Annotated in this window: 25 protein-coding genes and 2 tRNA genes; 13 read left to right on the plus strand and 14 right to left on the minus strand. The window is 73.4% G+C overall.

From position 1 onward, the window contains the following. The 3 genes from G6553_RS05600 to G6553_RS05610 all read right to left on the minus strand — a co-directional run. On the minus strand, positions 1-480 hold a 480-nt coding region (locus G6553_RS05600), incomplete at its 3' end, for a CbiQ family ECF transporter T component (protein WP_166189958.1). Next, on the minus strand, positions 477-1,187 hold the full coding sequence (locus tag G6553_RS05605) for an ABC transporter ATP-binding protein (RefSeq protein ID WP_347565526.1): 711 nt from the start codon (positions 1,185-1,187) through the stop codon (positions 477-479). The genes G6553_RS05605 and G6553_RS05600, both read right to left, overlap by 4 nt. A 3-nt stretch (positions 1,188-1,190) precedes the next feature. Next, a complete protein-coding gene (locus G6553_RS05610) occupies positions 1,191-1,793 on the minus strand; it encodes a biotin transporter BioY (RefSeq protein ID WP_207619409.1) in 603 nt (200 codons plus the stop codon). Between the two features lie 102 nt (positions 1,794-1,895). On the opposite strand from G6553_RS05610, the gene G6553_RS05615 reads away from it, so the two are divergent. Next, positions 1,896-2,459 (plus strand): TetR family transcriptional regulator, encoded by a 564-nt coding sequence (locus G6553_RS05615; RefSeq protein ID WP_166189960.1) that lies wholly within the window; start codon positions 1,896-1,898, stop codon positions 2,457-2,459. 3 nt (positions 2,460-2,462) lie between these two features. Here the strand turns inward: G6553_RS05615 and G6553_RS05620 are convergent, their stop codons facing one another. From G6553_RS05620 to G6553_RS05645, 7 genes are all read right to left on the minus strand, one after another. Further along, on the minus strand, positions 2,463-2,993 hold the full coding sequence (locus G6553_RS05620) for a 2'-5' RNA ligase family protein (protein ID WP_166189962.1): 531 nt from the start codon (positions 2,991-2,993) through the stop codon (positions 2,463-2,465). Next, the gene (locus G6553_RS05625; RefSeq protein WP_207619410.1) at positions 2,990-5,383 is read right to left on the minus strand and encodes a GNAT family N-acetyltransferase; all 2,394 of its coding nucleotides are present in this window, start codon (positions 5,381-5,383) and stop codon (positions 2,990-2,992) included. Before G6553_RS05625 ends, G6553_RS05620 begins: the two co-directional genes overlap by 4 nt. After that, positions 5,380-6,678, minus strand: coding sequence for a SidA/IucD/PvdA family monooxygenase (locus G6553_RS05630; RefSeq protein WP_166189964.1), 1,299 nt, complete (start codon positions 6,676-6,678; stop codon positions 5,380-5,382). Before G6553_RS05630 ends, G6553_RS05625 begins: the two co-directional genes overlap by 4 nt. Then, positions 6,675-8,135, minus strand: a complete 1,461-nt coding sequence (locus G6553_RS05635; protein ID WP_347565527.1) for an aspartate aminotransferase family protein — start codon at positions 8,133-8,135, stop codon at positions 6,675-6,677. Before G6553_RS05635 ends, G6553_RS05630 begins: the two co-directional genes overlap by 4 nt. A gap of 58 nt (positions 8,136-8,193) precedes the next feature. Beyond that, complete coding sequence (locus G6553_RS05640) at positions 8,194-9,456, minus strand: SpoIIE family protein phosphatase (protein ID WP_347565536.1); 1,263 nt, start codon at positions 9,454-9,456, stop codon at positions 8,194-8,196. Beyond that, on the minus strand, positions 9,381-10,190 hold the full coding sequence (locus tag G6553_RS20970; RefSeq protein WP_242680037.1) for an alpha/beta hydrolase: 810 nt from the start codon (positions 10,188-10,190) through the stop codon (positions 9,381-9,383). Before G6553_RS20970 ends, G6553_RS05640 begins: the two co-directional genes overlap by 76 nt. A gap of 151 nt (positions 10,191-10,341) precedes the next feature. Next, positions 10,342-11,274: a 3-methyladenine DNA glycosylase gene (locus G6553_RS05645; protein WP_166189967.1), complete on the minus strand. Its 933-nt coding sequence runs from the start codon at positions 11,272-11,274 to the stop codon at positions 10,342-10,344. A gap of 32 nt (positions 11,275-11,306) precedes the next feature. Between G6553_RS05645 and G6553_RS05650 the strand changes: the two genes are divergently transcribed. The 5 genes from G6553_RS05650 to G6553_RS05670 all read left to right on the plus strand — a co-directional run bounded on the left by G6553_RS05650 (position 11,307) and on the right by G6553_RS05670 (position 14,850). After that, the gene (locus G6553_RS05650) at positions 11,307-12,116 is read left to right on the plus strand and encodes a fumarylacetoacetate hydrolase family protein (protein ID WP_166189969.1); all 810 of its coding nucleotides are present in this window, start codon (positions 11,307-11,309) and stop codon (positions 12,114-12,116) included. Between the two features lie 38 nt (positions 12,117-12,154). After that, complete coding sequence (gltX, locus tag G6553_RS05655) at positions 12,155-13,594, plus strand: glutamate--tRNA ligase (RefSeq protein WP_242680051.1); 1,440 nt, start codon at positions 12,155-12,157, stop codon at positions 13,592-13,594. A 3-nt stretch (positions 13,595-13,597) separates the two neighbouring features. Then, on the plus strand, positions 13,598-14,527 hold the full coding sequence (locus G6553_RS05660) for a type II CAAX endopeptidase family protein (RefSeq protein ID WP_166189972.1): 930 nt from the start codon (positions 13,598-13,600) through the stop codon (positions 14,525-14,527). A 67-nt stretch (positions 14,528-14,594) separates the two neighbouring features. Next, a tRNA-Gln gene (locus tag G6553_RS05665) sits at positions 14,595-14,666 on the plus strand. A 111-nt stretch (positions 14,667-14,777) separates the two neighbouring features. Then, a tRNA-Glu gene (locus G6553_RS05670) sits at positions 14,778-14,850 on the plus strand. A gap of 88 nt (positions 14,851-14,938) precedes the next feature. On the opposite strand, the gene G6553_RS05675 is transcribed toward G6553_RS05670, so the two are convergent. Then, positions 14,939-16,015 (minus strand): LCP family protein, encoded by a 1,077-nt coding sequence (locus tag G6553_RS05675; protein ID WP_166189974.1) that lies wholly within the window; start codon positions 16,013-16,015, stop codon positions 14,939-14,941. A gap of 105 nt (positions 16,016-16,120) precedes the next feature. Here G6553_RS05675 and G6553_RS05680 point away from each other — a divergent pair, with 105 nt between their 5' ends. Continuing rightward, positions 16,121-17,641, plus strand: coding sequence for an AlkA N-terminal domain-containing protein (locus G6553_RS05680; protein WP_166189976.1), 1,521 nt, complete (start codon positions 16,121-16,123; stop codon positions 17,639-17,641). 2 nt (positions 17,642-17,643) lie between these two features. Next, positions 17,644-18,117: a methylated-DNA--[protein]-cysteine S-methyltransferase gene (locus G6553_RS05685; protein ID WP_166189978.1), complete on the plus strand. Its 474-nt coding sequence runs from the start codon at positions 17,644-17,646 to the stop codon at positions 18,115-18,117. Between the two features lie 59 nt (positions 18,118-18,176). On the opposite strand, the gene G6553_RS05690 is transcribed toward G6553_RS05685, so the two are convergent. Further along, the gene (locus G6553_RS05690) at positions 18,177-18,899 is read right to left on the minus strand and encodes an IclR family transcriptional regulator (RefSeq protein ID WP_154615004.1); all 723 of its coding nucleotides are present in this window, start codon (positions 18,897-18,899) and stop codon (positions 18,177-18,179) included. Positions 18,900-18,996: 97 nt separating this feature from the next. On the opposite strand from G6553_RS05690, the gene leuC reads away from it, so the two are divergent. The 3 genes from leuC (at position 18,997) to G6553_RS05705 (ending at position 21,948) form a co-directional block, all read left to right on the plus strand. Continuing rightward, positions 18,997-20,406, plus strand: a complete 1,410-nt coding sequence (leuC, locus tag G6553_RS05695; protein ID WP_166190124.1) for a 3-isopropylmalate dehydratase large subunit — start codon at positions 18,997-18,999, stop codon at positions 20,404-20,406. Between the two features lie 109 nt (positions 20,407-20,515). Then, a complete protein-coding gene (gene leuD, locus G6553_RS05700) occupies positions 20,516-21,121 on the plus strand; it encodes a 3-isopropylmalate dehydratase small subunit (RefSeq protein ID WP_166189980.1) in 606 nt (201 codons plus the stop codon). An 89-nt stretch (positions 21,122-21,210) separates the two neighbouring features. Next, positions 21,211-21,948 carry an HU family DNA-binding protein gene (locus G6553_RS05705; protein ID WP_166189981.1) on the plus strand — a complete coding sequence of 246 codons (738 nt, stop codon included), beginning with the start codon at positions 21,211-21,213 and terminating at the stop codon, positions 21,946-21,948. An 8-nt stretch (positions 21,949-21,956) separates the two neighbouring features. On the opposite strand, the gene cofC is transcribed toward G6553_RS05705, so the two are convergent. Further along, positions 21,957-22,613 carry a 2-phospho-L-lactate guanylyltransferase gene (gene cofC / locus G6553_RS05710; protein WP_166189983.1) on the minus strand — a complete coding sequence of 219 codons (657 nt, stop codon included), beginning with the start codon at positions 22,611-22,613 and terminating at the stop codon, positions 21,957-21,959. Between the two features lie 50 nt (positions 22,614-22,663). Here cofC and G6553_RS05715 point away from each other — a divergent pair, with 50 nt between their 5' ends. Next, positions 22,664-23,458 (plus strand): lysophospholipid acyltransferase family protein, encoded by a 795-nt coding sequence (locus tag G6553_RS05715; protein ID WP_166189985.1) that lies wholly within the window; start codon positions 22,664-22,666, stop codon positions 23,456-23,458. Then, entirely contained in the window at positions 23,455-24,474 is a 1,020-nt protein-coding gene (locus G6553_RS05720) for an NAD(P)H-dependent glycerol-3-phosphate dehydrogenase (protein WP_166189987.1), read from the plus strand. Before G6553_RS05715 ends, G6553_RS05720 begins: the two co-directional genes overlap by 4 nt. 126 nt (positions 24,475-24,600) lie before the next feature. On the opposite strand, the gene G6553_RS05725 is transcribed toward G6553_RS05720, so the two are convergent. Further along, positions 24,601-25,701, minus strand: a complete 1,101-nt coding sequence (locus tag G6553_RS05725; RefSeq protein WP_242680039.1) for an aminotransferase class I/II-fold pyridoxal phosphate-dependent enzyme — start codon at positions 25,699-25,701, stop codon at positions 24,601-24,603. Between the last annotated feature and the right edge of the window lie 25 nt (positions 25,702-25,726).

The following is a 25,726-nucleotide window of genomic DNA, read 5'->3' on the forward strand; positions in this document are numbered from 1 at the left end:
CTCCAGGGCGAGGGCGAGGGTGGCGGGGAGGGCGGCGATGGCGAGGGAGAAGGCGAGCGCGACCCGTTCGGGGTCGACGCTGAGCCGGCGCAGCGGGCGGAGCCAGCGGACGAGGGCGTCGAGCAGGGCGTTGACCGGCGTGGTGGTCGTGAGGACGAGCGCGGCGACGGCGAGGGCGACCAGGTCGAGGGTGGTCTCGGCGGCGCGGGCGAGGCCGTTGACCCACCACTGCACGGCCGAGACGACGAGCAGCAGCACCGCGAGGCCGTGCAACGCACGGAGCACAGCCCCCAGCGGCACCCGCGCGACGACCGCGGTGACGAGGACCAGCGCCAGGCAGGCGCCCGAGGCCGGCAACGACCGGACCAGCACGACGACCAGGCTGAACGCGGCGAGGAGCGCGACCTTCGGCCCGACCGGCAGCCGGTGCAGGACCGTCCGCCCGGGACGGTAGGTGCCGACGAGGAGCAGCTGGCTCACGGGCCGGTCACCGCGGCGACGTAGCGGTCGACGGCGGCGTCGGGTTCGCCGTCGTACGCCACGGCCCCGTCCAGCACGACCAGCACCCGGTCGCAGCGCCGGGCCAGGTCGAGGTCGTGGGTGACGAGCACGAGCTGCTGGGGGAGCGAGAGCAGCAGGTCGCCGACGCGCCGGGAGTTGGCGAGGTCGAGCAGGGTGGTCGGCTCGTCGGCGACCAGCACGTCCGGCGCGGTGGCGAGCACGCCGGCGAGCGCGAGCAGCTGCTTCTGCCCGCCCGAGAGCGCGTGCACCGAGGTGTCGGCGTGGTCCGCCAGTCCGTGCTCGGCGAGCACCTCCAACGCCCGCGTCCGCCGCGACCGGGCGTCCCTCACGGACCGCCGCAGCGACAGCTCGACGTCCTCCACGCAGGTCGGCATCACCAGCTGCGCGGACGGGTCGGTGAAGCAGAACCCCACCCGACGACGTACGGCGCCGCCGGCACGCGCCACGTCGAGCCCGTCGACCAGCACCCGCCCGGACGTCGGCGTGACGAGGCCGTTGAGCAGCCGCGCGAGCGTGGACTTGCCGGAGCCGTTCGCGCCGACGACGCCGATCCGCTGCTCGGTGAGCGTCAGCGTGGTCGGGGCGAGCACGACACGCTCGCCCTCGGCGGTGGGGACGACGACCGAGGCGGCGTCGAGCTCGATCCGCACCGGCGACTCAGCCACGACTCATCGGCGGTGCAGCAGCTGCGGGAACGCCCGGTGCACCTCGGCGGCGACCAGCGCGACCAGGGCAGCCTTGAGGACGTCGCCGGCCCAGAACGGCGCGTCGTAGCCCCAGGCGACCGTCCACGGGACGTCGTACCAGTACTTCATGCCGACGATCCCGAGCAGGTGGTTGACCACGACGCCCGGGACGGCGCACCAGAACACCCAGAACGCCCGCGACTTCCGCGCCCGGCCGGCGACCCGGCTGACCAGGAGCCCGGCGAGCCCCGCCACGAGCGGGAACGACCACAGGTAGCCGAGCGTCGGCCCCGTGAACGTCCCGAGCCCGCCCTCGCGGCCGGAGAAGACCGGGAGCCCGATCGCGCCGAGGCCGAGGTAGAGAAGCACGGCGAGGAACCCGCGGGTCGGCCCGAGCACGCACCCGGCGAGCAGGATGCCGAAGGTCTGGAGGGTGATCTCGACCGCGGCGCCGCCGACGGGTACGCCGCCGACGAGCGCGCACGCGGCGATGAGCGCGGCGAAGGCGGCGACGAGCGCGAGGTCGGTCGTCGTGAGCCGGCGTCGCGGGGCGTCGACGGGAGCGGTCGAGTCGGTCATGGTCATCGGGGGTCCTTCGCAGACGGGGCGACCTGAACGCTGGTCAGGTGAACGGCGTTCAGGTTAGGGTCGCTGTCGTCCGGAGGTCAACGGGGAGGAGGCAGTGACGTGCGCAACCACCGCGCCGACGTCGTCGACCAGGCCCTGCGGGTGCTCGACACCTACGGGCTCGGCGACCTGACCATGCGGCGGCTGGGCAAGGAGCTCGGCGTCCAGCCCAGCGCGCTCTACCACCACTTCCCGAGCAAGCAGCTGCTCCTGGCCGCCGTCGCCGACGAGCTGCTCGCCCGCGGCGCCCGGCCCGCGCCGACCGGTCCGTGGGAGGACCGCGTGCTGGCGCGCTGCCTCGAGCTGCGCGACGCGATGCTCGCCTACCGCGACGGCGCGGAGGTCGTCGCGACCGTGCACGCCTTCGGTCTCGGCGCCGAGGCGCCCGAGCGGGCGCTCGCGGAGGCGGTCGCCGGGTCGGGCGCACCCGCCGACCTCGTCCGCGCCGCGACGCGCACGCTGCTGCACCTCGTCTTCGGCCACACCACCGACGAGCAGACCCACCTGCAGGCCGGCAGTGCGGGCGCCATCGACGACGAGCCGCGCGAGCGCTCCGACCTCGAGGTCGGCGTCGGCCTGGTCGTCGACGGGATCAGGGCGCGGGCCGCGGCCCACCGGTCCTGACTCCTAGCCCCTGGTCCCGAGCGGCCAGCGCTGCAGGAGCCGGCATCCGTCCGCCTCGTACCAGGACAGGTCCAGCGCATCCGCCCGGCACCGCGCCGGCACCACGTCGCCGAGCAGCGCGCGCGTCGACTCCTCCGAGACGTCCGGCGAGCGCAGGTCCAGGGTGAGGTGGGGGACCGGCGCGAACTCCCCGGCGTACGGCGGGCACTGCGGGAACGCCTCCGCCAGCCGCTCGGTCAGCGTCCGGAACGGCGCCTCCGGCTCGGGCACGAGGTGCACGATCCCGCTCGCGAACGTCGCCAGCCGCTCGAGCACGAAGTCGAACGGCTCGACGGACGCCGCGACCTCCGCGACCGAGGCCAGGTCGGCCGGCGACGGCTCGGCGAGCCACGGGCCGAGCGCGGTCACGTGCGCGTGCACGAACGACGGGTCGGCCGAGACCCACGCCGGGTCGTAGTGCGCGTGCCGGCCCCGCACGAACGGCTCGAGCGGCGGGACCGGCACCTGCAGCACGCTGTGCCCCGGCCACGTCACGCGCCGGAGTCAACCACCCCCGCGGGACCGGTCTGCGCGACGGGGTTGGCCAGCGTCCCGGCGTACATCAGCGACTCCGCCTGGTCGGTGATGTCGACCATCTGCAGGGTGTTGCGCAGCTGGAGCCGGTTGAGGCAGCTGTGGCGGAACTCCCCACGCAGCAGGTCGTACGCCGCGTGCCGCGCAGCCAGCTCGGGGTGGTCGTCGCGGTGGCGCACCAGGCAGTCGCGCACCTCCGCCCAGAACGCCGCCTCGTCGAGCACCCCGTCGAGGTGCAGGATCGCCGCGACGTGCCGCAGCACCCCGTCGAACACGTCGGTGTGCAGCGCCAGCGCGCGCACGTCCTGCGGCACGTCGGCGCGGATCCGCTCGACCTCGGGCGGCAGCGGCTGGTCGTCCATGACGGCGACCTCCTCGCCGACGTCCTTCATCAGCACGCGGTCGACGGCGGCGTCGCGCAGCACGAGCACGAGGTTCTCGCCGTGCGGCATGAACGCGAGCTCGTGCGCGACCAGGCAGTGCGCGACCGGGCGGACGTAGGCGTCCAGCCAGCGGCGCACCCATGCCCGAGCGGGCAGCCCGGACCGGTCGACGAGCGCGGAGACGAATGCCCGGCCGTCACCGTCGCGGTGCAGCAGCGCGGCCATGGTGACCAGCCGCTCGTCCTCGCCGAGCCGCGGCAGCGGGCTCTCGCGCCACAGGGCGGCGAGCATCTTCTGGTACGGCGACCGCACGCCGGCCCGCTCGGCGAGCCGGTGGTAGGCGTCGCCGGTGTAGCCGATGGCGGCGCGCTCGCGGAGCACCGAGAAGCCGCACGCGCGCAGCTCCTCGTCGCCGTCCACCAGGCCCGCGACCCAGTCGTTGATCGCCGGCGTCGGACCCATGTATGCCGGCGACAGCCCGCGCAGGAACCCCATGTTCTGCACCGCCAGCGCCGTCTTCACGTAGTGCCGCTCGGGCCGGCTGGTGTTGAAGAACGTCCGGATCGACTGCTGCGCCTGGTAGTCGTCCGGGCCGTCGCCGAGGAGCACCAGGTCGCGCCGCGCGACGTCCGGCGCGAACGTCACCGCGACCTTGCGCCGCCACTGCCAGGGGTGCACGGGCAGGTAGAGGTAGTCGCCCGGGTCCAGCCCGAGGTCACGCAGCCGCTTCTCGAAGCCGACCCGCGTCTTCTCGTCGAGCTCGCTCTCCCACAGCTGCTGCTCGGTGAGGTCGGCGGCCAGCGACAGCCGGGTGTGGTCGCGCCGGGCAGCGACCCACACGAGGCGGACGGGCGCGCCGGCCTCGGGGGAGTACGCCGCGTGGTCGTCGACCCCGAAGCCGATCCTCCCGTTGTTGGCCAGGAACCCCGGGTGGCCCTCGGTCATCGCGGACTCGAGCGCCTGGTAGCCCGCCGCAGCGGGACCCTCGAGCGCAGCCAGCAGGTCGTCCACGCCGAGGGCGGAGTGCTCGAGCTTCCACGCCGCCGAGGCGAGGGTGGCCGCGAGCTCCTCGAGGTACGTCGGCAGCAACCCGTCGGGGATCCCCAGCAGCGGCGCCAGCTCGACGACCAGCTCCTGCACGTCCAGCGGCGCCGGCTCGCCGTCGAGCGTCCGCTCCACGCTGGCCGGGTCGACGGCCCAGTGCTCGAGGGCGAGCCGCTGCGCGCGGAAGGTGTAGCGCGTCCGCCCGTCGGGGGAGACCAGCTCCCAGCGGTCGCCCGCCGAGCCGAGCGGCACCGGCGAGAGCAGCCGCTCGTGCGAGAGCTCCGAGAGCGCCTTGGTCACCAGGTGGCGCTGTGCGCGGGCGAGGTGGCCGGGGGTCAGGTGGCTCGCAGCGGGCAGGTCAGGGGGCGGGCCGGCGGACAGGTCAGCGGGGCGGTCGAGGACGGACAGGACGGCCTCCTTCGCGACGGGGGTGGTCAGGGAGACGGTGCGGACCTCGCGGAACCCGAAGGCGGTGTTCATCGCGCGGATCGCGCCGTTGCGGGCGTCGGGCTCGACGACGACCCGCCGCACGGCCGGGTCGGCGAAGCAGTGGTCGAGCACCGCGCCGAAGACCCGGCGGGTGAAGCCGGGAACAGGCTCGCCGGCCGGCGGCGCGACGAGCACGTGCATCCCGAGGTCACCGGGCCGCAGGTCGGGCAGGTCGCGGATCGGCGAGTGCGCGGACAGCGCGGGGTCGTAGGTCTCGGCCAGGAACGCCGGCTCCCCGCCGACCCGCCCCAGCCACGCCGCGTGGTGGGGGGCGGCGGCGATGGCGGCGTACTCGCTCGCGACCTCGGCCGCGCTCGCCCCCTGCATCAGCCAGAAGGCCGAGCGGGGGTGGGTGACCCACGCGTGCAGCAGGGCGAGGTCGCGGTCGAGGTCGAGCGGCTCGAGGGTCACCCGAAGCAGGTGGGAGACGGTCACGACGGCACCCTCCGCAGGTGGTCGGGCACGCCGAAGGACTGCACCGCGATCCGCTTCTCGACGGGGTAGACCTCGCGGCCGGTCAGCGCCGCGATGATCACCGAGCTGCGGTGGGCGCCCATCCCGAGGTCGGGCGCCACGAAGCCGTGCGTGTGCTCCTCGGCGTTCTGGACGTAGACCTCCGTGCCGTCCTCGTCCACGGCGTAGGTCGCCGACGCGAGGAACCGACCCTGGTCGTCGAGGCGCAGCCGGTCACGGACGGGGTCGAGGAAGGCCGGCACCTGCGCGGCGTACCCCGTCGCCAGCACCAGCCCCTCGGTGCGCACCGAGAAGTCCTCGTCGGTCTCGTCGTGGTGCAGGCCGAGGTCGTACGCCGTGCCGTCCCACGCCGCGTCGACCACGCTCGTGTTGGTCAGCAGGGTCGTGCGCGGGCCGGCGCCCTGCACCCGCAGCCGGTAGTGCAGGTCGAAGATCGCGTCGACCAGGTCGCCGCTGATCCCCTTGTAGAGCGAGCGCTGCTCGCGCAGCAGCCGCTCGCGGGTCTCGCCGGGCAGGCCCTGGAAGTACGACGTGTACTCCGGCGAGGTCAGCTCGAGGGTGAGCTTGGTGTACTCCATCGGGAAGAACCGCGGGCTGCGCGTCAGCCACACCAGCTCGTAGTCGTGGTCGGGGCTCTCCGACAGCAGGTCGTGGTAGACCTCCGCGGCGCTCTGCCCGCTGCCGACGATCGTGATCCGCGGCAGCCGCTGCAGCTCGGCCTTGTGCGCGAGGTAGTCGGCGGTGTGGATCGCCGGCCCGCCCGCCTCGCGGACGCAGGGGAGCACCCGCGGCTGCGTGCCGGTGCCGAGCACCACCTTGCGGCCGCGGAAGACCTCGCCGCGCGCGGTGGTGACCACGTACGCAGCCCCGTCGTGCTCGACGGAGGTCACGGCCTGCCCGAACCGCACCGAGCCGATCCGCTCGGCGGCCCACCGGCAGTAGTCGTCGTACTCCCGGCGCAGCGGGTAGAAGGACTCGCGGATGTAGAAGGGGTAGAGGTTGCCGGTCTCCTTGAGGTAGTTGAGGAACGACCAGCGCGACGTGGGGTCGGCCATCGTCACCAGGTCGGCGAGGAACGGCACCTGCAGCGTCGCGTCGTCGAGCATCATCCCGGGGTGCCAGGCGAGCGTCTCGCGGGCCTCGAGGAAGACGCCGTCGAGGTCCTCGACCGGATCGGCGAGGCAAGCGAGGCCGAGGTTGAACGGGCCGAGGCCGATGCCGACGACGTCGTGGACGTGCTCCTGCGGGGTGCTCATGCCGCCACCTCCGCGGTCAGCTCGCGGCCGAGCGCGGCGACGGCGTCGGTGACCGCGAGGACGTCGTCGAGGCTGGCCATCGGGTTGAGCAGGGTGAGCTTGAGCCAGCACCGGCCGCCGACCTTCGTGGCGGCCACCATCGCGGTACCGCGCTCGTAGAGCGTCGAGCGGATCCGCCCGGCGAGCAGGTCGGCGGTGTCCTCGCTCAGGCCGGCGGGCCGGTAGCGGAAGACCACCGTCGAGAGCTGCGGGGTCGCGGCCAGCTCGAGCTCGGCGTGCTCGGCGAGCCGCTCGCCGACCGCGGTCGCGAGGTCGACGACGTCCTCGACGTAGTCGCCGATCGCGTCCGGACCCATCACCCGCAGCGTCAGCCACAGCTTGAGCGCGTCGAACCGGCGGGTGGTCTGCAGGCTCTTGTCGACCTGGTTGGGGTGCGCGGCATCCTTCGGGTTGAGGTAGTCCGCGTGCCACGTGACGTGCCCCAGGTGCCGGCTGTCCCGGACGAGCAGCGCGCTGGAGGAGACCGGCTGGAACCACGTCTTGTGGTAGTCCACCGTCACCGAGTCGGCCCGCTCGATGCCGGCCAGCCGGGGCCGCAGCCGGGCCGAGGCGAGCAGGCCGCCGCCGTACGCCGCGTCGACGTGCAGCCACGCGCCGTGCGCCTCCGCCAGTGCGGCGACCGCCGGGAGCGGATCGACCGCGCCGAAGTCGGTCGTGCCGGCGGTCGCGACGACCGCCATCGGGACCAGCCCGTCCGCGCGCACGCCGGCGAGCGCACGGCCCAGCGCCACCGGGTCCATCCGGTGGTCCTCGTCGACCGCGACGGTGACGACGGCGTCGGGGGAGAGGCCGAGGAGCTTCGCGGCCTTCTGGACGCTGAAGTGGCCGTCCGCCGAGGCGAGCACCCGCAGGTGGGTGGCCGGGTGACCGGCCGCGAGCGCGGCGTCGCGGGCGAGGTGGAGCCCCTGGAGGTTCGACTGCGTCCCGCCGCTGGTGAAGACGCCGTCGGCGGTGGCGCCGAAGCCGATCCGGCCGGCCGTCCAGTCGACGAGGTGCCGCTCGACGAACGTGCCGCCGACGCTCTGGTCGAAGGTGTCGAGCGAGGAGTTCACCGCGGAGACGAAGAGCTCCGCCAGCAGGGCGGGCACGACGACCGGGCAGTTGAGGTGGGCGACGTACGACGGGTCGTGGAACCACACCGCGTCGTCGAGCCAGACCCGGCTCATCTCCGCCAGCGCGGCGCCGGTGTCCCCGAGCGGCCGGTCGAGGTCGACGTCGGCGACGACCTTCGCGGCCTGCTCAGGCAGCACGCCGGTGGCGGGGCCGGTTTGCTTCGCCTGGGCGCGCAGCGCGTCGGCGAGGTGGTCGAGCCCGAGCCGCATCGTGGCCAGGAAGTCGTCGAGGTGGTCGGGGTGGAACAGGTGCCGGGTGTCGCCGGCGGGCGGGGCAGGGGGCACGGGCCTTCCTTCCGAGTAAGGTAAGGCTCACCTTAGTGATACGTGCTCGGTGCGCAACTCACCCCGTCTCGAGATCCGGCCCCGGCTCGTCGTCCGGCGCGGCCGAGACCGCCACGATCGCGATGTCGTCGTGCGTGACGCCGTCCTGGTAGGTCACGACCTCGTCGCGCAGGCCGTCCACCAGGCCAGGGACGTCCGCGGCGCCGAGCCGCCCGACCGTCGCGCGCAGACGCTCCTCGCCGAACAGCTCGCCCTCGCGCCGGGCCTCGGTCACCCCGTCGGTGTAGAGCACGAGCACCTCGCCCGGCGCGAGGCGGAGCTCGGTCTCGGTGTACTCCTGGTCGCTCAGGATGCCCACCAGCGGGCCGTTGACGTCGACCTCGACCGGTGCGGACCCGGGCCGCAGCAGCAGCGGCGGCGGGTGGCCGCCGGCCGCGACCACGACCCGCCACGCGCCGTCCGGCTCGCGGCGCATCCGCAGGATGACTACGGTGCAGAAGCGGTCGGTCTCGTGGAAGCCGACGATGTCGTTGAGCTCGGCCAGCAGCGACGACGGCCGGTGGTGCAGCACGGCGAGCGCGCGGACGGTGTTGCGGACCAGCGAGGTCACCACGGCCGCGTCGACGCCCTTGCCGGAGACGTCGCCGAGGACCACGACCTGCTCGTCGGGCCCGGTCGGGAAGACGTCGTAGAAGTCGCCGCCCACCTGGCTGCCGTCGCCGGAGGGGCGGTACGTCGCCGCGAGCGTCAATCCGCGCACGCGCGGCGGCACCGGCGGCACCAGCGTCTGCTGCAGCGTCCGGGCCAGGGTCATCGCCCGAGCCTCGGCCGCGCGCGCCTCGTCGTGGGCGCGCAGCAGCTGCTGCTCGTAGCGGCGCCGCTCGGTCGCGTCGAAGACGGCGACCAGCACCTCGCGCTCCGCGCCGTGCTCGTCACGGGTCAGCGTCGCGTTGAGCAGCACCGAGAGCCGTGACCCGTCGCCGCACCGCAGGTCGACCGCGATCTCGTGCACCGATCCCTGCATCCGGAGCATCGGCGCGTAGTGGGTCTCGTGGAAGATCCGGCCGCCCGGCGTCAGCAGGTCGACCAGCCGGCGGCCGACCACCGCCTCGAGGGGTCGGGCGGTCCACCTCAGGAAGGTCGCGTTGACCCGCAGCACCGTCCCGTCGGGCGCGGTCGTCAGGAAGCCGCACGGCGCCTGGTCGAGCAGCCGTTCGGCGTCGTCGCGGGCGTTCGGGCTGGTGGTCAGGCCGCGACCCGTCCCTCGAGCCAGGCGCCGATGGCGTCCGAGGTGAGCTCCGGGGAGCTCAGCTGCGGGCAGTGCCCGGTCGCCTCCAGGGCGACGAACGTGCTGTCGGGCACCTGCTCGGCGACGTACTCCCCGACCTCCATGGGTGCGATGACGTCCTCGCGGCACTGCAGCACCAGGGTCGGCACCGGCACCCGCGGCAGGTCCTCGCGGTTGTCGGAGAGGAACGTCGCCTCGGCGAAGCGGCGCGCCACGTCGGGGTCCATCCGGCAGAACGCCTCGGTGAGCTCGTGCCCCAGCTCGGGACGGTCCGGGTTGCCGACGATCGCCGGTGCCATCGCCGCCGACCAGCCGAGGTAGTTGCTCGCCAGCGACTCGAGCAGCTCGTCGATGTCCTCGCGGGCGAACCCGCCGACGTACCCCTCGTCGTCGATGTACCGCGCGGACGGCCCCACCATCACCAGTGACGCGAAGCGGTCCGGCTCCGCGATGGTCGCCATCGCCCCGACCATCGCCGCCACCGAGTGGCCGACGAGCACCACGTCGCGCAGGTCCAGCGCGCGCACGACGTCGAGCACGTCCTGCCGGTAGCCGTCGAGCGACGCGTACTTGTCCGCGTCGTACGCCGCCGGGTCGCTCCCGCCGCCACCCACGAAGTCGAAGGTCACCACCCGGTACCGGTCCGCGAACCCCGGAGCCACGTGCCGCCACATGCTCTGGTCGCACCCGAACCCGTGCGCGAAGACCATCGGCTGCGCCCCCTCGGGACCCCGGACCGTCACGTTGTTGCGCGCGAGGATGTCCATGCCTCGGACCCTAGTGAAGCCCGGCGCGCTTGTCTCCATCCGCGGAACCCCGCCGCACCGCTGGTCGCGCAGGCGAGCTCTCGCTGGTTGAGCAGGCGAGCGCCAGCGAGCCGTGTCGAAACCCGGCGACCCTGCCTACGGCCCTGCGCCCTCACCGGCTCTCGACACGGTCGGCGCTGGCGCGCCTCCCTGCTCGACCAGCGGGGACGGCGGCGTCGGCGACGGCGAGCAGCCGCTCGCACTCCTCGACGAGCCGGCGACGCAGGGGAGCGCCGCGCTCGGCGAAGGCGCGCTGGGCGGCGACGTACTCCTGCTTGCCCTCGGGCGTCTCGACGCGCACCGGCTCGAAGCCGAGGTCGCCGAGGTCGTAGGGCGCGGCCCGCATGTCCAGCCCGCGGATGTCGCGGGCGAGCTCGAAGCAGTCGGCGACCAGGTCGGAGCAGATCATCGGCGTGAGCCGGAAGGCGTGCTTGTAGAGGTCCATGCCGGCGTGCAGGCAGGCCGGCTGCTCGAACGCCGGCCGGTCGGCGCTGGTCGGGCGCAGGGTGTTCAGCGGGCGGGCCGGCTCGGTGAAGAAGCGGTAGGCGTCGAAGTGCGAGCAGGCGATCCGGTGCGACTCGACGACCGCGTCGGTGCCCTCGGCACCCAGGCGCAGCGGCCAGTCGGCGTGCCGGGTCTCGTCCTCGCCGAGTCGGTAGACCATGGCCCACTCGTGCATCCCGAAGCAGCCGAAGTTCGCCGGCCGCTCCGAGGTGGCGGCGAGCAGCGCACGCAGCGAGCCGAGCAGCGGCCGCTGCGACGCGACGTACGCCGGGTCGACGGCGACGACGCCGTCCACGCCCGGCACGGCGGCGTACCCCTTGAGCGAGGCGTGGTCAGCCGCGTCGACGAGCCCGACGCCGAACCCCGGGTGCCACCGCCGCAGCTGCGCGGGCCGCTGGGAGTAGTAGGTGAAGAGGAAGTCGTGCACCGGGTGCTTGACCCGCGACTCCCGGCGGGCGAGGTGCGGCGCGACGAAGGCGTCGACGCGGGCCGCGTGTGCCGCGGCTCTCGCCTGCCACTCGGCCGGTTCCAGCACCTCCACGGCGCCCGATGCTAGGTCGATAGTGTCGAGTCGTGCGCATCGCGAGATTCACCACCGGCGAGGACCCCCAGTACGGCGTCGTGACCGGCGAGCTGGACGAGTTCGGGCAGCCCGACGAGGACGCCGTGGTCGTGGCGCTCGCCGGCGACCCGTTGTACGTCGGCATGAAGCTGCTCGACCAGGAGCACAAGCTCGCCGACGTCCGCCTGCTCGCGCCGGTCCTGCCGCGCAGCAAGGTCGTCGGCATCGGCCGCAACTACGCCGCCCACGCCGCCGAGATGGGCAACGACGTGCCCACCGAGCCGCTGATGTTCCTCAAGCCGAACACCAGCGTGGTGGGGCCGGGCGACCCGATCTTCTACCCGCCGCAGACGAGCGACCTGCACTTCGAGGGCGAGCTCGCGGTGGTCATCGGCCGGATCTGCCGCGACGTGCCGCCGGAGCAGGCGACCGACGTCATCCACGGCTACACGATCGCCAACGACGTGACCGCGCGCGACCTGCAGAAGGGCGACGTGCAGTTCACCCGCGCGAAGGGCTTCGACTCCTTCTGCCCGCTCGGGCCCTGGGTCGAGACGGACCTGGACCCGCAGCACTTCGCGGACGGCGTCCGCGTGCAGACCTTCCTCAACGGCGACCTCAAGCAGGACGGCAGCACCGCCGACCTGATCTTCGACGTCCCGACGCTCGTGTCCTACGTCTCGAGCGTGATGACGCTGCTCCCCGGCGACGTCATCCTCACCGGCACCCCCGAGGGTGTCGGTCCGATGGAGGTGGGCGACGAGGTCGAGGTCTCGATCGCCGGCCTCGGCACTCTCACGAACAAGGTGGCCCAGCGTTGAACAGCTCCGGGTTGAGCAACACCCCCGTCCGCGTCCGGATGGCCCCGTCCCCGACCGGCAGCCCGCACGTCGGCCTGGCCCGCACCGCGCTCTACAACTGGGCGTTCGCGCGCAAGCACGGCGGCACCTTCGTCTTCCGCATCGAGGACACCGACAAGGAGCGCAACACCCAGGAGTCCTACGACTCGCTCATCGACCTGATGCAGTGGCTGGGCCTGGAGTGGGACGAGGGCGTCGTCGTCGGCGGCCCCTACGGCCCCTACCGCCAGTCCGAGCGCACCGACATCTACGCCGACGTGCTGGCGCGGCTGCGCGAGTCGTCCTACACCTACGACTGCTTCTGCACCACCGAGGAGGTCGAGCAGCGCCGCAAGGCCAGCGGCTCCAAGGTGATGGGGTACGACGGCTTCTGCCGCGACCTGTCCGCGGAGCAGCGGGCGGCGTTCGAGGCCGAGGGCCGCACGCCGGTCGTCCGGTTCCGGATGCCCGACGGCGAGATCACCTTCGACGACCTCGTGCGTGGCGAGATCACCTTCCAGACCGAGCACGTGCCGGACTTCGCGCTGGCCCGCGCCAACGGCGACCCGCTCTACACGCTCACCGCGCCGGTCGACGACGCGACGATGAAGATCACCCACGTCCTTCGCGGCGAGGACCTGCTCTCGAGCACGCCCCGTCAGATCGCGCTGTTCGAGGGGCTCAAGGCGATCGGTGTCGCCACGGAGACCCCGGCGTTCGGCCACCTGCCCTACGTCATGGGGGAGGGCAACAAGAAGCTCTCCAAGCGCGACCCGCAGGCCCACATGGCGCTCTACCGCGAGCAGGGCTTCCTGCCCGAGGGCCTGCTCAACTACCTCGCGCTGCTGGGGTGGGCGATCGCCGCCGACCGCGACGTGTTCACGCTCGAGGAGATGGTCGAGGCGTTCGACATCACGGACGTCAACCCCAACCCGGCGCGCTTCGACCTGAAGAAGGCCGAGGCGATCAACACCGCCCAGATGCGGCTGCTCAGCATCGAGCAGGTCACCGAGCGCGTGCTGCCGTTCCTGGTCGACGCCGGCGTGGTCGACGCGGACGACGAGGCCGACCGCGTGCTGCTCGAGAAGGCGATGCCGTTGGTCGCCGAGCGGATCAACAAGCTCACCGAGGCCGTCGACATGCTCGGCTTCCTCTTCGTCGACGAGGCCGACTTCACCCGCGACGAGGCGGACGCCGCCAAGGCGCTGGACGAGAAGGGTGTCGAGGTCGTCCAGGCGGCGTACGACGCCGTCGAGCCGCTCGCGGAGTGGACGACCCAGGCGATCCAGGACGCCCTCCAGGCCAAGCTTGTCGAGGAGCTCGGCCTCAAGCCGCGCAACGCCTTCGGGCCGGTGCGCGTGGCGATCACCGGACGCCGGGTCTCCCCGCCGCTGTTCGAGTCGATGGAGCTCCTCGGCCGCGACCGGAGCCTGTCCCGGCTCCGCTCCGCGCTGGGCTGACCCGTGGACCTGACCTACGAGCGGCTGCACCGGCTCGGCCGCACCGGGTGGTGGCGGCCGCTCGTGGGGCTGCTGCTCCTCGTGGTGCTCGTGCTCGTCCTCCAGACGGTCGTCACCGCGGTCCTCGCGATCTACCTCGTCGCCACGGGCGTCGGCGTGGAGGAGGCCCTGGACCGGCTCTCGGGCGACCCGGTCACGCCCTCGTTCCTGGCGCTGGTGAACCTGGGCTGGGCGCTCGCGATCCCAGCGGTGTGGCTGGTGGGGTTCGCCCTGCACCGGCTGCGCCCCGGGTGGGTCTCCTCGGTGGGGCTCCGGCTCCGGTGGCGGTGGTTCGCGGCCTGCTTCGGCGTGGCGTTCCTCGCACTGCTGCTCACCCTGGTCGTCTCGGCGCTGCTCCCGTCGCAGGGGGCCGGCACCGAGGTGTCGACCGACCTCAACGAGTTCACCCGCACGACGCGTGACTTCGCTCTCGTCGTGCTGCTGCTCACACCGCTGCAGGCGGCGGGGGAGGAGTACGCCTTCCGCGGCTACCTCACCCAGGCGTTCGGCGGCCTGGTGCGGTGGCGCTCGGTGGCTGTGGTCGTGCCGGCGTTCCTCTTCGCGCTGGCCCACGGCGCGGGGCAGGACCTGCCGATCTTCTTCGACCGCTTCGCCTTCGGCCTGGTCGCGGGAACCCTGGTGATCCTCACCGGGGGCCTCGAGGCCGGCATCGCGATGCACGTGCTGAACAACTGGCTGGCCTTCGGGATCGCGCTCGCGTTCGGCGACATGACCTCGGCGCTCAACCCGTCCGGCGGCACGTGGTGGAGCCTGCCGGTGACGCTTACCCAGTCGCTCGCGTTCCTCGGCCTGACGCTGCTCGCGGCCCGCGCGATGGGCGTGCGCCGGACGGTCGACGGGGCCGTTTTGGAGCGCCGAAACACTCGCGTGTAAGGTTCTCGACCGTGCCCACCGCCACGGCGGAGGGCACAGAACTGCCGACATAAGTCTTGTTGGTCAGTGGGATATGGTGTAATTGGCAGCACGACTGGTTCTGGTCCAGTTAGTCTAGGTTCGAGTCCTAGTATCCCAGCGAGTCGCGGGTCCTTCCCGGTGAAGAGCCCGCGATTTTGTGCGAACGACAGCCCCGGCTAGAGTTCCGCAGGCCGCTCGGGAGAGCGGCTGACACAACTGCACAACACATGCCCCGTTCGTCTAGCGGCCCAGGACGCTGGCCTCTCACGCCGGAAGCACGGGTTCGAATCCCGTACGGGGTACACGAGGAAGGCCCAGGAGATCACCTCCTGGGCCTTCCACCTTTTCCCGGTAGGTCCGGCGGCAGGTCAGCCGCAGGTCGGTCGCAGGTCAGCCGCAGAGCCCGTTGGCGGCGGCCTCGGCCGTGGAGCCGCCCGGGCGGCGGCCGCTGATGGCGCCGCGGCCGAGCTCGCCGAGGGGCCGGTCGGCGACGACCCGGCGCCACAGCTCGTCGGCCTCGGGGGTCAGCTCCACGCGGCCCCAGTTCGGGTCGTCGCGGGGCAGCTCGACGACCGGCGCGGTGACGAACCGGATCTTGCCGAGCCTGGCGTGGCGCAGCGAGGCGGCCAGGTCGACGATCTCGGAGACGCTGGCCAGCTCCGGGTCGGTCTGGATCGACCCGGCCACGGCGCTCGCGAAGGAGACCAGGCGGTCGGGGCGGGTCAGCGTCCGGGCGGAGAGCACCTTGGCGATCATCGAGGCGATGAACGCCTGCTGGCGGCGTACGCGACCCAGGTCGGCGTTGGGCGTCGACGCGCGCTGCCGCATGTAGGCCAGCGCGTCCTCGCCGCCGACGACCTGCGTGCCGGCGTCGAGGTGGATGCCGTGCTCGCGGTCGTCGACCTCCTCCGGCAGGCAGACCTCCACCCCGCCGACGGCGTCGACGATCTCCTTGAACCCGCCGAAGTCCACGACCACGTAGTGGTCGACGTAGATCCCGGTCACGGCCTCGAGCTGGGCCACCGCGCACGGCGCGCCACCGACGGCGAGCGCCTCGTTCCAGGTCGCGTCGGAAGCCCCGGGCACGACCTCCCCGTCCACCGTGCACTCGGGCCGGTCGACGAGCGTGTCGCGCGGCACGGAGATGCCGTACGCCGACCGGCGACCGTCCGCGACGTGCAGCAGGATGGCCACGTCCGACCCGCCCCCGCCGGCCTCGCCGTCGATGCCGCAGCCCTCGCAGTCGCGCTCGTCGGTGCCGAGCACGAGGATGTTCACGGCGCCGGTGGGCAGGTCCGGCCCGGGTCGCTCCACCCCGCCGGCGTGGTCGATCGGCGCGCCCTCGTCGATGCGCCGGTCGACGTGGCGATAGACGAGCACGACGGCGATCCCGGTCACGAGCGCCAGGCAGAGCTGGGTGACGAGGACGACCCGCCAGACGGTCCGGCGGTGCGTGCGGTCGGCCACGCCCGCCATCGTCGCAGAGGGGGCGGCTCCGTGGTCCGGTTCGCGGCCGACGGCGGTGTCCGAATCCCGCCAGCCACGGTCGGCGCCATGGGCGAGGATGGGTCCATGACCACGACGCGCGAGAGGCTCGACCCCGAGTCCTGCTACCGCGCCGTGGCGTCCCGGGACCGGCGCTTCGACGGGGTGTTCTGGACCGCCGTGCGGACGACCGGCATCTACTGCCGGCCCTCCTGCCCGGCCCGCACCCCGGCGTACGGCAACGTCACCTTCCACCCGAGCGCGGCCGCAGCCCAGGCCGCCGGCTACCGCGCCTGCAAGCGCTGCCTGCCCGACGCCACGCCCGGCAGCCCGGACTGGGACGTCGCCGCCACCGTCGCCGGACGCGCGATGCGTCTCATCGCCGACGGCGTGGTCGACCGCGAGGGCGTCGAGGGGCTGGCGCGCCGCCTCGGCTACACCCCCCGGCACCTGTCCCGCCTGCTGCTCGCCGAGCTCGGTGCCGGCCCGCTCGCCCTGGCCCGCGCCCGCCGCGCGCAGACCGCCCGCGTGCTCATCGAGACCACCGACCTGGGGTACGCCGACGTCGCGTTCGCCGCCGGCTTCGCCAGCGTGCGGCAGTTCAACGACACCGTGCGCGAGGTGTACGCCGCGTCCCCGACGCAGCTGCGCGGGCGTCGCGGCGGCCGCACGGGCGGCGGGACCGTGACGATGCGGCTCGCGGTGCGCACGCCGTTCGCGGGCCGGGCGCTCCTGGAGTTCCTCGCCTTCCACCTGGTGCCGGGCGTCGAGGTGGCCGGCGACGGCTGGTACGCCCGCACCCTCGACCTGCCCCACGGGCCCGGCACGGTCCGCCTCGACCTCGCCGACCAGGACGACGTCGGGCGCACGGCCTTCGTCCCCGCGACCTTCACCCTGCACGACCTGCGCGACACCACCGCCGCGGTCGAACGGGCCCGCCGGCTGCTGGACGCCGACTGCGACCCGACGGCCGTCACGGCCCACCTCGCCGACGACCCGGTGATCGGGCCGCTCGTCCGGCTCCGTCCGGGTCTCCGGGTGCCGGGCCAGGTCGACGGCGACGAGACCGCCGTCCGCACGGTCATCGGGCAGCAGGTCAGCGTCACCGGCGCGCGGGCCGTGACCGGCCGCGTCGTCGCCGAGCACGGGCGGCCGGTCGTCACCGACGTCCCCGGGCTCACCCACCTCTTCCCGGACGCGGCCGCGCTCGCCGAGGTCGACCCGGGCACGCTGCCGATGCCCCGCGCCCGTGGCCGCGCCCTGGTCGGCCTCGCCGCGGCGCTGGCCGCGGGCGACGTCGTGCTCGACCGCGGCGCCGACCGTGACGACGTACGCCGTCGGCTGCTCGCGCTGCCCGGGATCGGCCCGTGGACGGCCGACTACGTGGCGATGCGCGCCCTGGCCCACCCCGACGTCTTCCTGCCCACCGACATCGGCGTGCGCAACGCCCTGCGCGGCCTGGCGCACGGACCGGGCCGCGACGACGCCGCGGTCGTCCGCACGATCGCCGGGGCCGACGCGTGGCGGCCCTGGCGGTCCTACGCCCTGATGCACCTGTGGAGCACGCTCATGCCACCCGTCCCGGCGGACCGACCCGAGGATACCTGACCATGTGGACCGTCATCGAGAGCCCCGTCGGGGACCTGCGCCTCGTCGAGGACGAGGGTGCGATCACCGCGATCGAGTTCGCGCCGTTCGGCGAGAAGCACGTGCGGGGCGAGCGCGACGACGCGCACCCGCTGCTGGTCGAGACCGCGCGGCAGCTGGCGGCGTACTTCGCCCGGGACCTCAAGGAGTTCGACCTCCCGCTCGCGCCCGTCGGCAGCGACTTCCAGCAGCGGGTCTGGGCCGAGCTGTGCCGGATCGGTTACGGCGAGACCGCGTCGTACGGCCAGGTCGCCGCGCGCCTAGGCATGACCGCCGCGGCCTCGCGCGCGGTCGGGCTCGCGAACGGTCGCAACCCGGTGCCGATCGTCGTGCCCTGCCACCGGGTGATCGGTGCGAACGGCACGCTCACCGGGTACGCCGGCGGCCTCCCGCGCAAGCAGCTGCTCCTGGCCCTGGAGTCCGACGGGCTGTTCTGACCGCCTCGTGCTGCTGGGCGTGCGTCCTGCGCACGCCCAGCAGCACGAGGCGAGGTGGGTCACTCCGCGGCGGCGCGGCGCAGCGACTCCGAGAGCCGCTCGGCGGCGGCGAGGACCGCGGGCGCGTGCATCCGGCCGGGCTGGCGGGAGAGCCGCTCGAGCGGGCCGGAGACCGAGACGGCGGCGATGACCTTGCCGCCGGGGGAGCGGACCGGGGCGGAGACCGACGCGACGCCCTGCTCGCGCTCGCCCACGGACTGGGCCCAGCCGCGGCGGCGGATGCCGGAGAGCGCGGCGGCGGAGAAGGCGGAGTTCTGCAGGCCGCGGTGCATGCGCTCGGGGTCCTCCCACGCGAGCAGCACCTGGGCGGCGGAGCCGGCGCGCATGGTGAGCTGCGAGCCGACCGGGATGGTGTCGCGCAGGCCCGAGGGGCGCTCGGCGGCGGCGACGCAGACGCGGTGCTCGCCCTGGCGGCGCCACAGCTGGGCGGACTCGCCGGTGATGTCGCGCAGGCGGGCCAGGACGGGGCCGGCGGTGGCGAGCAGGCGGTCCTCGCCGGCGGCGGCGGAGAGCTCGGCGAGCCGGGGGCCGAGCACGAAGCGGCCCTGCATGTCGCGGGCCACCAGCCGGTGGTGCTCGAGGGCGACGGCGAGGCGGTGGGCCGTGGGTCGGGCCAGGCCGGTGCCGGCGACCAGGCCGGCCAGGGTGGCGGGGCCCGACTCGAGGGCGGTGAGCACGAGAGCGGCCTTGTCGAGCACGCCGACTCCGCTGGTGGTGTCCATATGGCAATACTGCCGTCTCGCATCATGGGATGCAAGGGTCTACACTGGGACACGCACCGAGAAGTACGTCACGAGCACGTTCATGAGGGAGACAACCATGGGTCGGACGCTGTCCGAGAAGGTCTGGGACGAGCACGTCGTCCGCTCGACGCCGGGAGAGCCGGACCTGCTCTACATCGACCTCCACCTCATCCACGAGGTCACCTCGCCGCAGGCCTTCGACGGCCTCCGGCTCGCCGGCCGCCAGGTCCGCCGCCCCGACCTGACCCTCGCCACCGAGGACCACAACGTCCCGACGCTGGACTGGGACAAGCCGATCGCCGACCCGGTCTCGCGCACCCAGGTGGAGACGCTGCGGCGCAACGCCGAGGAGTTCGGCGTCCGCCTGCACCCGCTCGGCGACCTCGACCAGGGCATCGTCCACGTCGTCGGCCCGCAGCTGGGCCTGACCCAGCCGGGCATGACGATCGTGTGCGGCGACAGCCACACCAGCACCCACGGCGCCTTCGGTGCGATCGCCTTCGGCATCGGCACCTCCGAGGTCGAGCACGTGCTCGCGACCCAGACGCTGATGCAGGCCAAGCCCAAGACCATGGCCGTCACCGTCAACGGCAGCCTTCCCGACGGCGTCACCGCCAAGGACCTCGTCCTCAACCTGATCGCGCACACCGGCACCGGTGGCGGCCAGGGCTACATCGTGGAGTACCGCGGCCAGGCCATCGAGGAGCTCTCGATGGAGGGCCGGATGACGGTCTGCAACATGAGCATCGAGTGGGGCGCCAAGGCCGGCATGATCGCGCCGGACCAGAAGACCTTCGACTACATCCAGGGCCGCCCCGAGGCGCCGACCGGCGCCGACTGGGACGCCGCCGTCGAGCACTGGACCAGCCTGCGCACCGACGACGACGCGGTCTTCGACAAGGAGCTCGTGCTGGACGCCAGCACGATGACCCCGTTCGTCACCTGGGGCACCAACCCCGGCCAGGGCGTGCCGCTGGGCGCCTCCGTGCCCACGCCGGAGGACTTCGAGGACGTCAGCGACCAGGTCGCCGCGCAGAAGGCGCTGGAGTACATGGGGCTCGAGGCCGGCACCCCCATGCGCGAGGTCAAGGTCGACACCGTCTTCGTCGGCTCCTGCACCAACGGCCGGATCGAGGACCTCCGCCTGGCCGCCGACATCATCAAGGGTCACACGGTCGCCCCCGACACCCGCCTGCTCGTCGTCCCCGGCTCGGTCCGGGTCCGGCTGCAGGCCGAGGAGGAGGGCCTGGACGTGGTCTTCAAGGAGGCGGGTGCCGAGTGGCGCGGCGCCGGCTGCTCGATGTGCCTGGGCATGAATCCCGACACGCTCCAGCCGGGCGAGCGCAGCGCCTCGACCTCCAACCGCAACTTCGAGGGACGCCAGGGCAAGGGCGGCCGCACGCACCTGGTCTCGATCCCGGTGGCCGCCGCCACCGCCGTGCGCGGCACCCTCTCCTCGCCGTCCGACCTCGCGTCGATCGGGTGAGGGACGAACCCGAGCAGCAGACGCGAGGTTGAGCAGCGCCACGGCTGAGCCTGCGAAGCCGTGACGCGCGTGTCGAAACCTGAGCCCGATCGAGGAGCCTGAAGAACCCATGGACAAGTTCACGACCCACACCGGCGTCGGCGTGCCGCTGCGCCGCAGCAACGTCGACACCGACCAGATCATCCCCGCCGTCTACCTCAAGCGGGTCACGCGCACCGGCTTCGAGGACGGCCTGTTCGCCGCCTGGCGCAACGACCCGTCGTTCGTCCTCAACGACCCGGTGTACGCCGCCGGCTCGGTGCTCGTCGCCGGGCCCGACTTCGGCACCGGCTCGTCGCGGGAGCACGCCGTCTGGGCGCTGCAGAACTACGGCTTCAAGGCCGTCATCTCCCCGCGCTTCGCCGACATCTTCCGCGGCAACTCCGGCAAGGCCGGGCTGCTGGCCGCCCAGGTCGACGAGAAGGTCGTCCAGCGGCTCTGGGACCTGCTCGAGGAGCAGCCCGGCGCCGAGATCACCGTCGACCTCGAGTCCCGGACGGTCCGCGCCGGGGCGGGTCCTGACGCGATCGAGGACTCCTTCGACATCGACGACTACACCCGCTGGCGCCTGCTCGAGGGCCTCGACGACATCGGCATCACGCTGGGCCACGACGCCGACATCGCGTCGTACGAGGCCTCGCGCCCCAGCTGGAAGCCGGTCACCCAGCACGCCTGACCCGTTGTGACCTGGCCCGCTCGCCCCTAGCGTGCGTCCTCGAGGTCGAGCACGAGCTCGGCGTCCTGGTTCGTCGGAAGGGAAGCCAGATGAACAAGTCCGAGCTCATCGACACGCTCGCGGAGCGCTTCGACGGGAACAGGAAGGCGGCGGCGCACGCGCTCGAGTCGGTCGTCGACACGATCACCCGTGAGGTCGCCAAAGGCAACAAGGTCGCGATCACGGGCTTCGGCTCGTTCGAGAAGCGGGTGCGCGAGGCTCGATGGGTGCGGAACCCGTCGACCGGCGAGCGGGTGCAGGCGAAGAAGACGGCGGTGCCGCGGTTCAAGGCCGGGTCGCAGCTCAAGGACGTCGTCTCGGGCGCCAAGAAGCTCCCGGCGTTGACCGTGGCCGCCTCCGCGGGCGCGGCGAGGGCGGCGGCCGGCGCCGCGCTGAAGGCGGCGCCCGGCGGGAAGCCCTCCGACGGGAAGTCCTCGGGCTCGACCGCTGCGACGAAGGCGGCACCCGCGGCGAGGAAGCCGACGCCGGCCAAGACCAGCGCCGCTGCGCCCACGGCGAAGAAGTCCGCCACCACGGCCGCCACGAAGAAGGCGGCCGCCAAGACGTCCCCGGCCACCAAGTCGGCCCCCGCGAAGTCCGCGGCCGCCACGAAGAGCTCGGCCACGAAGAAGACGGCGTCGAAGAAGGCGACGTCGACGAAGGCGGCGGACGCCACGACCGCGAAGAAGGCAGCCCCGAAGAAGGCCCCGGCGGAGAAGGCCCCGGCGAAGAAGTCCACCGCCAAGACGGCCAAGAAGTCGACGGCGAAGAAGTCCGCCAGCAGCTGACCGGCCGGTCAGGCCAGCCCGAGCTCCTGCACGAGCGGCGCCGTCCTCGAGCCGAGTCCGAGGACGGCGGCCGCGCGCAGGTCGTCGAGGTCGTCGACGTCGCGCCGCAGCGTCGGCAGCGCGCCGCGCACCTCGAGCGCGCCCGCGGCCAGGTGCGCCTCCCGCGAGCCGCCCCCGAAGCGCGGGTCGAACTCCCCGTGCGGCGCGGTGTAGAGCGTCGTGCCGACGCCGTCGGCGTCGGCCACGAACGACGGGCCGCCGGGGACCAGCGCGTCGAGCGCCTCGTCGAGGTCCTCGCACCGCAACGCGGGCAGGTCGGCGCAGAGCGCGACCGGCTCGAGGTCCGGCCACCGCCGCCGGGCCTCGCTGGCCGCCTGCCGCAGCGCCGAGTTGAGGTCGTTGGTGTCGCCGTCGGGCACGGCGACGCAGCCCAGCGCGGCGAGGCGGGCCGCGAAGCCGGCGTCGTCGGTGGCCACGAGCACCGCGCCCACCGCCCGGGCGGCCAGGCACGCCGCCGCCGTGTCGAGCGCGAACGCCGCGGCCAGGCGGCGGCGCTGGTCGTCGCCGAGCCCACCGAGGCGGGACTTCCCGAAGGCGGGCGGCTTGACCGGCACGACCGCCACGAAGCGGGCGGGGGAGGCGGTCCCGGGAGGCTGCGCAGACATCCCTCCGATCCTCTCAGGCGCCGTCGCGGCGGGCGAGTAGCCTGCCCGTCGTGACGGTGCGGAAGCTGCAGCAGAAGCGGGGGTGGGCGTGGAACGTCGCAGTCGCGATCGTGAAGCCCACGCTCCTCGCCACCACCCGCCACGAGTGGGAGGGCGGCGAGCGGATCCCCGAGCGCGGCGGCTGCATCCTCGTGATGAACCACATCTCGCACGTCGACCCGCTCACCGCGGCGCACATCGTCTACGACCACGGCCGCATCCCGCGCTACCTGGCCAAGTCGGGCCTGTTCAAGAACAAGGCGCTCGGCTTCTTCCTGCGGGCTGCCGGCCAGATCCCCGTCGAGCGGCTCACCCGCAACGCGGTCGGGGCGTACGACGCCGCTGTCGCCGCGGTGCGCGCGGGGGAGTGCGTGGTGGTCTACCCGGAGGGCACGATCACCCGCGACCCCGACCTGTGGCCGATGACGGGGAAGTCGGGCGCCGCGCGGATCGCCCTGGAGACCGGATGTCCCGTGCTCCCCGTCGGTCAGTGGGGCGCGCAGCAGCTGCTGGCGCCGTACGCGAAGAAGCCGGACCTGTTCCCCCGCAAGCTGATCCGGATGAAGGTCGGTGAGCCGGTCGACCTCGCCGACCTGCTGGCGCGGCCCCGGAGCCCGGAGGTCGTCGCGGAGGCGACCGACCGGATCATGGCCGCCATCACCTCGCTGGTCGAGGACGTCCGCGGGGGCACCGCTCCGGCCGAGAGGTACGACATGCGCAAGCACGGGACCCGGCGGACCGGGAACCCCACCCCCCACGAGACCGAGTACGAGACCCGCCACGAGATCGGGGAGGACCCGGCATGAGCACACTCCCCACCGGCGGCAAGGTCGCCGTCTTCAGCGCCGGATCGTGGGGCACGGCGTTCTCCGTCGTGCTCGCCGACGCCGGCAACGACGTCACCCTCTGGGCGCGGCGCCCCGAGGTGGCCGAGGCGATCGCGGAACGGCGGGAGAACCCCGACTACCTCCCCGGCGTGGAGCTGCCGCCCTCGGTCACGGCGACCGCCGACGTGGAGGAGGCGCTGCGCGGCGCGGACGTCGTCGTGCTGGCCACCCCGAGCCAGTCCCTGCGGGAGAACCTCACCACCTGGGCGCCCCACATCGAGCGGGACGCGGTGCTCGTCTCGCTGATGAAGGGCGTCGAGCTCGGCACGCAGGACCGGATGAGCGAGGTCATCGGCCAGGTGACCGGTGCCGGTCCGGAGCGGATCGCGGTCATCAGCGGCCCCAACCTCGCCAAGGAGATCGCCCGCCGCGAGCCGGCCGCCTCCGTCGTCGCGTGCGCGGACGAGGACGTCGCGCAGGTGCTCCAGCAGCGCTGCCACACCGCGGCGTTCCGCCCGTACACGAGCACCGACGTGCTGGGCTGCGAGCTGGGCGGCGCCTACAAGAACGTCGTCGCGCTCTCGGTCGGCATGGCCGTCGGCCTCGGGTTCGGCGACAACACGACCGCGTCGGTCATCACCCGCGGCCTGGCCGAGACCGCCCGCCTGGCCATGAAGCTCGGCGCCAACCCGCTCACGCTCATGGGCCTGGCCGGCCTCGGCGACCTCGTCGCCACGTGCTCCTCACCGCTGTCGCGCAACCGCACCTTTGGCGAGAAGCTCGGCCAGGGGATGAGCACCGAGGAGATCTACGCCTCCACCAAGCAGGTCGCCGAGGGCGCCAAGTCCTGCTCCTCGCTGCTGGCCCTCGCCGAGCGCACCGGCGTCGACGCCCCCATCGCCCAGCACGTCGACGCCGTCGTCGCTGGCCGGATGACCGCGAAGCAGATGATGGAGGCCTTCATCGCCCGCGACACCAAGTCGGAGATCTACTGACCCCGTGAGGGACGCAAGGCGGGTGGGCACCTCACCGGGTCTCGACACCGCTCGCCGGCGCGCGCTCGCCTGCTCGACCAGCAGGGGCGCGCGGCGACATACCGCTGCGCGACCAGCGGACGGACGTCAGCCGACGAGGTCGTCCAGGGCGACGCGGAGGTCCTCCCACAGGTCGTCGACGTCCTCGACGCCGACGGAGAGACGGACCAGCGCGTCGGGGATGGTGGCCGGCTCGGACTTCCAGCGGCGGCGCCGCTCGAAGGTCGACTCGACCCCGCCGAGCGAGGTGGCGTGGACCCACAGCCGGGTCTTGTGGGTGAGCAGGTCGGCGGCCATCGCGCCCTGGGCCAGGACGATCGCGACGATGCCGCCGAAGCCGGGGTAGCGGACCTCGCCGACGGCGGGGTGCTCGGCGAGCCGGCGGGCCAGCTCGTTGGCGTTGGCCTGGGCGCGCTCGACGCGCAGGTGGAGCGTGCGCAGGCCGCGCAGGGCGAGGTACGTCTCGAACGTGCCCGGCACGGCGCCGATGAGGTCGCGGCGGCCCTTGAGGACCGAGAACAGCTCGTCGTCGCGGGTCACGACCGCGCCCATGAGCACGTCGCTGTGGCCGGCGAGATACTTGGTCACCGAGTGCACGACCAGGTCCGCGTCCGACTCGAGCGGGCGCTGGAGCAGCGGGGTCGCGAAGGTGTTGTCGACGACGGCGTACGCCCCGGCCTCGTGCGCGGCCGCGACGATCGTCGGCAGGTCGGCGATCTCGAGCGCGGGGTTCGTGGGGGACTCCAGCCACACCAGCGCCGCGTCGTCGCACGCCTTGACGACCGCGTCGGTGTCGGTGACGTCGACCAGCTCGGTGCGCAGCCGGCCGCGGGCCTCGAGGTCGGCCAGCTGCAGGATCGTGCCGTTGTAGCAGTTGCGCGGCGCCACGACCTTCGCCCCGTGGCCGACCAGGTCGAGCACGGTCGCCACGGCGGCCAGCCCGGAGGAGAACGCCAGCGCGCGGCCGCCCTCGAGCCCGCCGAGCGCGGTCTCGAACGCCGCCCAGGTCGGGTTGCCGTACCGGCCGTACTCCCGGTCGCCCCCGGCCACGAACGTCGACGCCGGCGTGATCGGCTCGTTGAGCGGCTGGTCCGGCTCGTGCGCCGGGCGACCCAGGTGCACGGCGCGGGTGCCCGCGCCCATGGCGGCCAGGTGGTCGGTCAGGTGGTCGGGCGCGTCCGCGGTCATGGGACAACCCTAGGTCGATAGGTTG

Origin of the sequence: Nocardioides sp. IC4_145 (assembly GCF_011250565.1) — a bacterium.
GTDB lineage: Bacteria > Actinomycetota > Actinomycetes > Propionibacteriales > Nocardioidaceae > Nocardioides.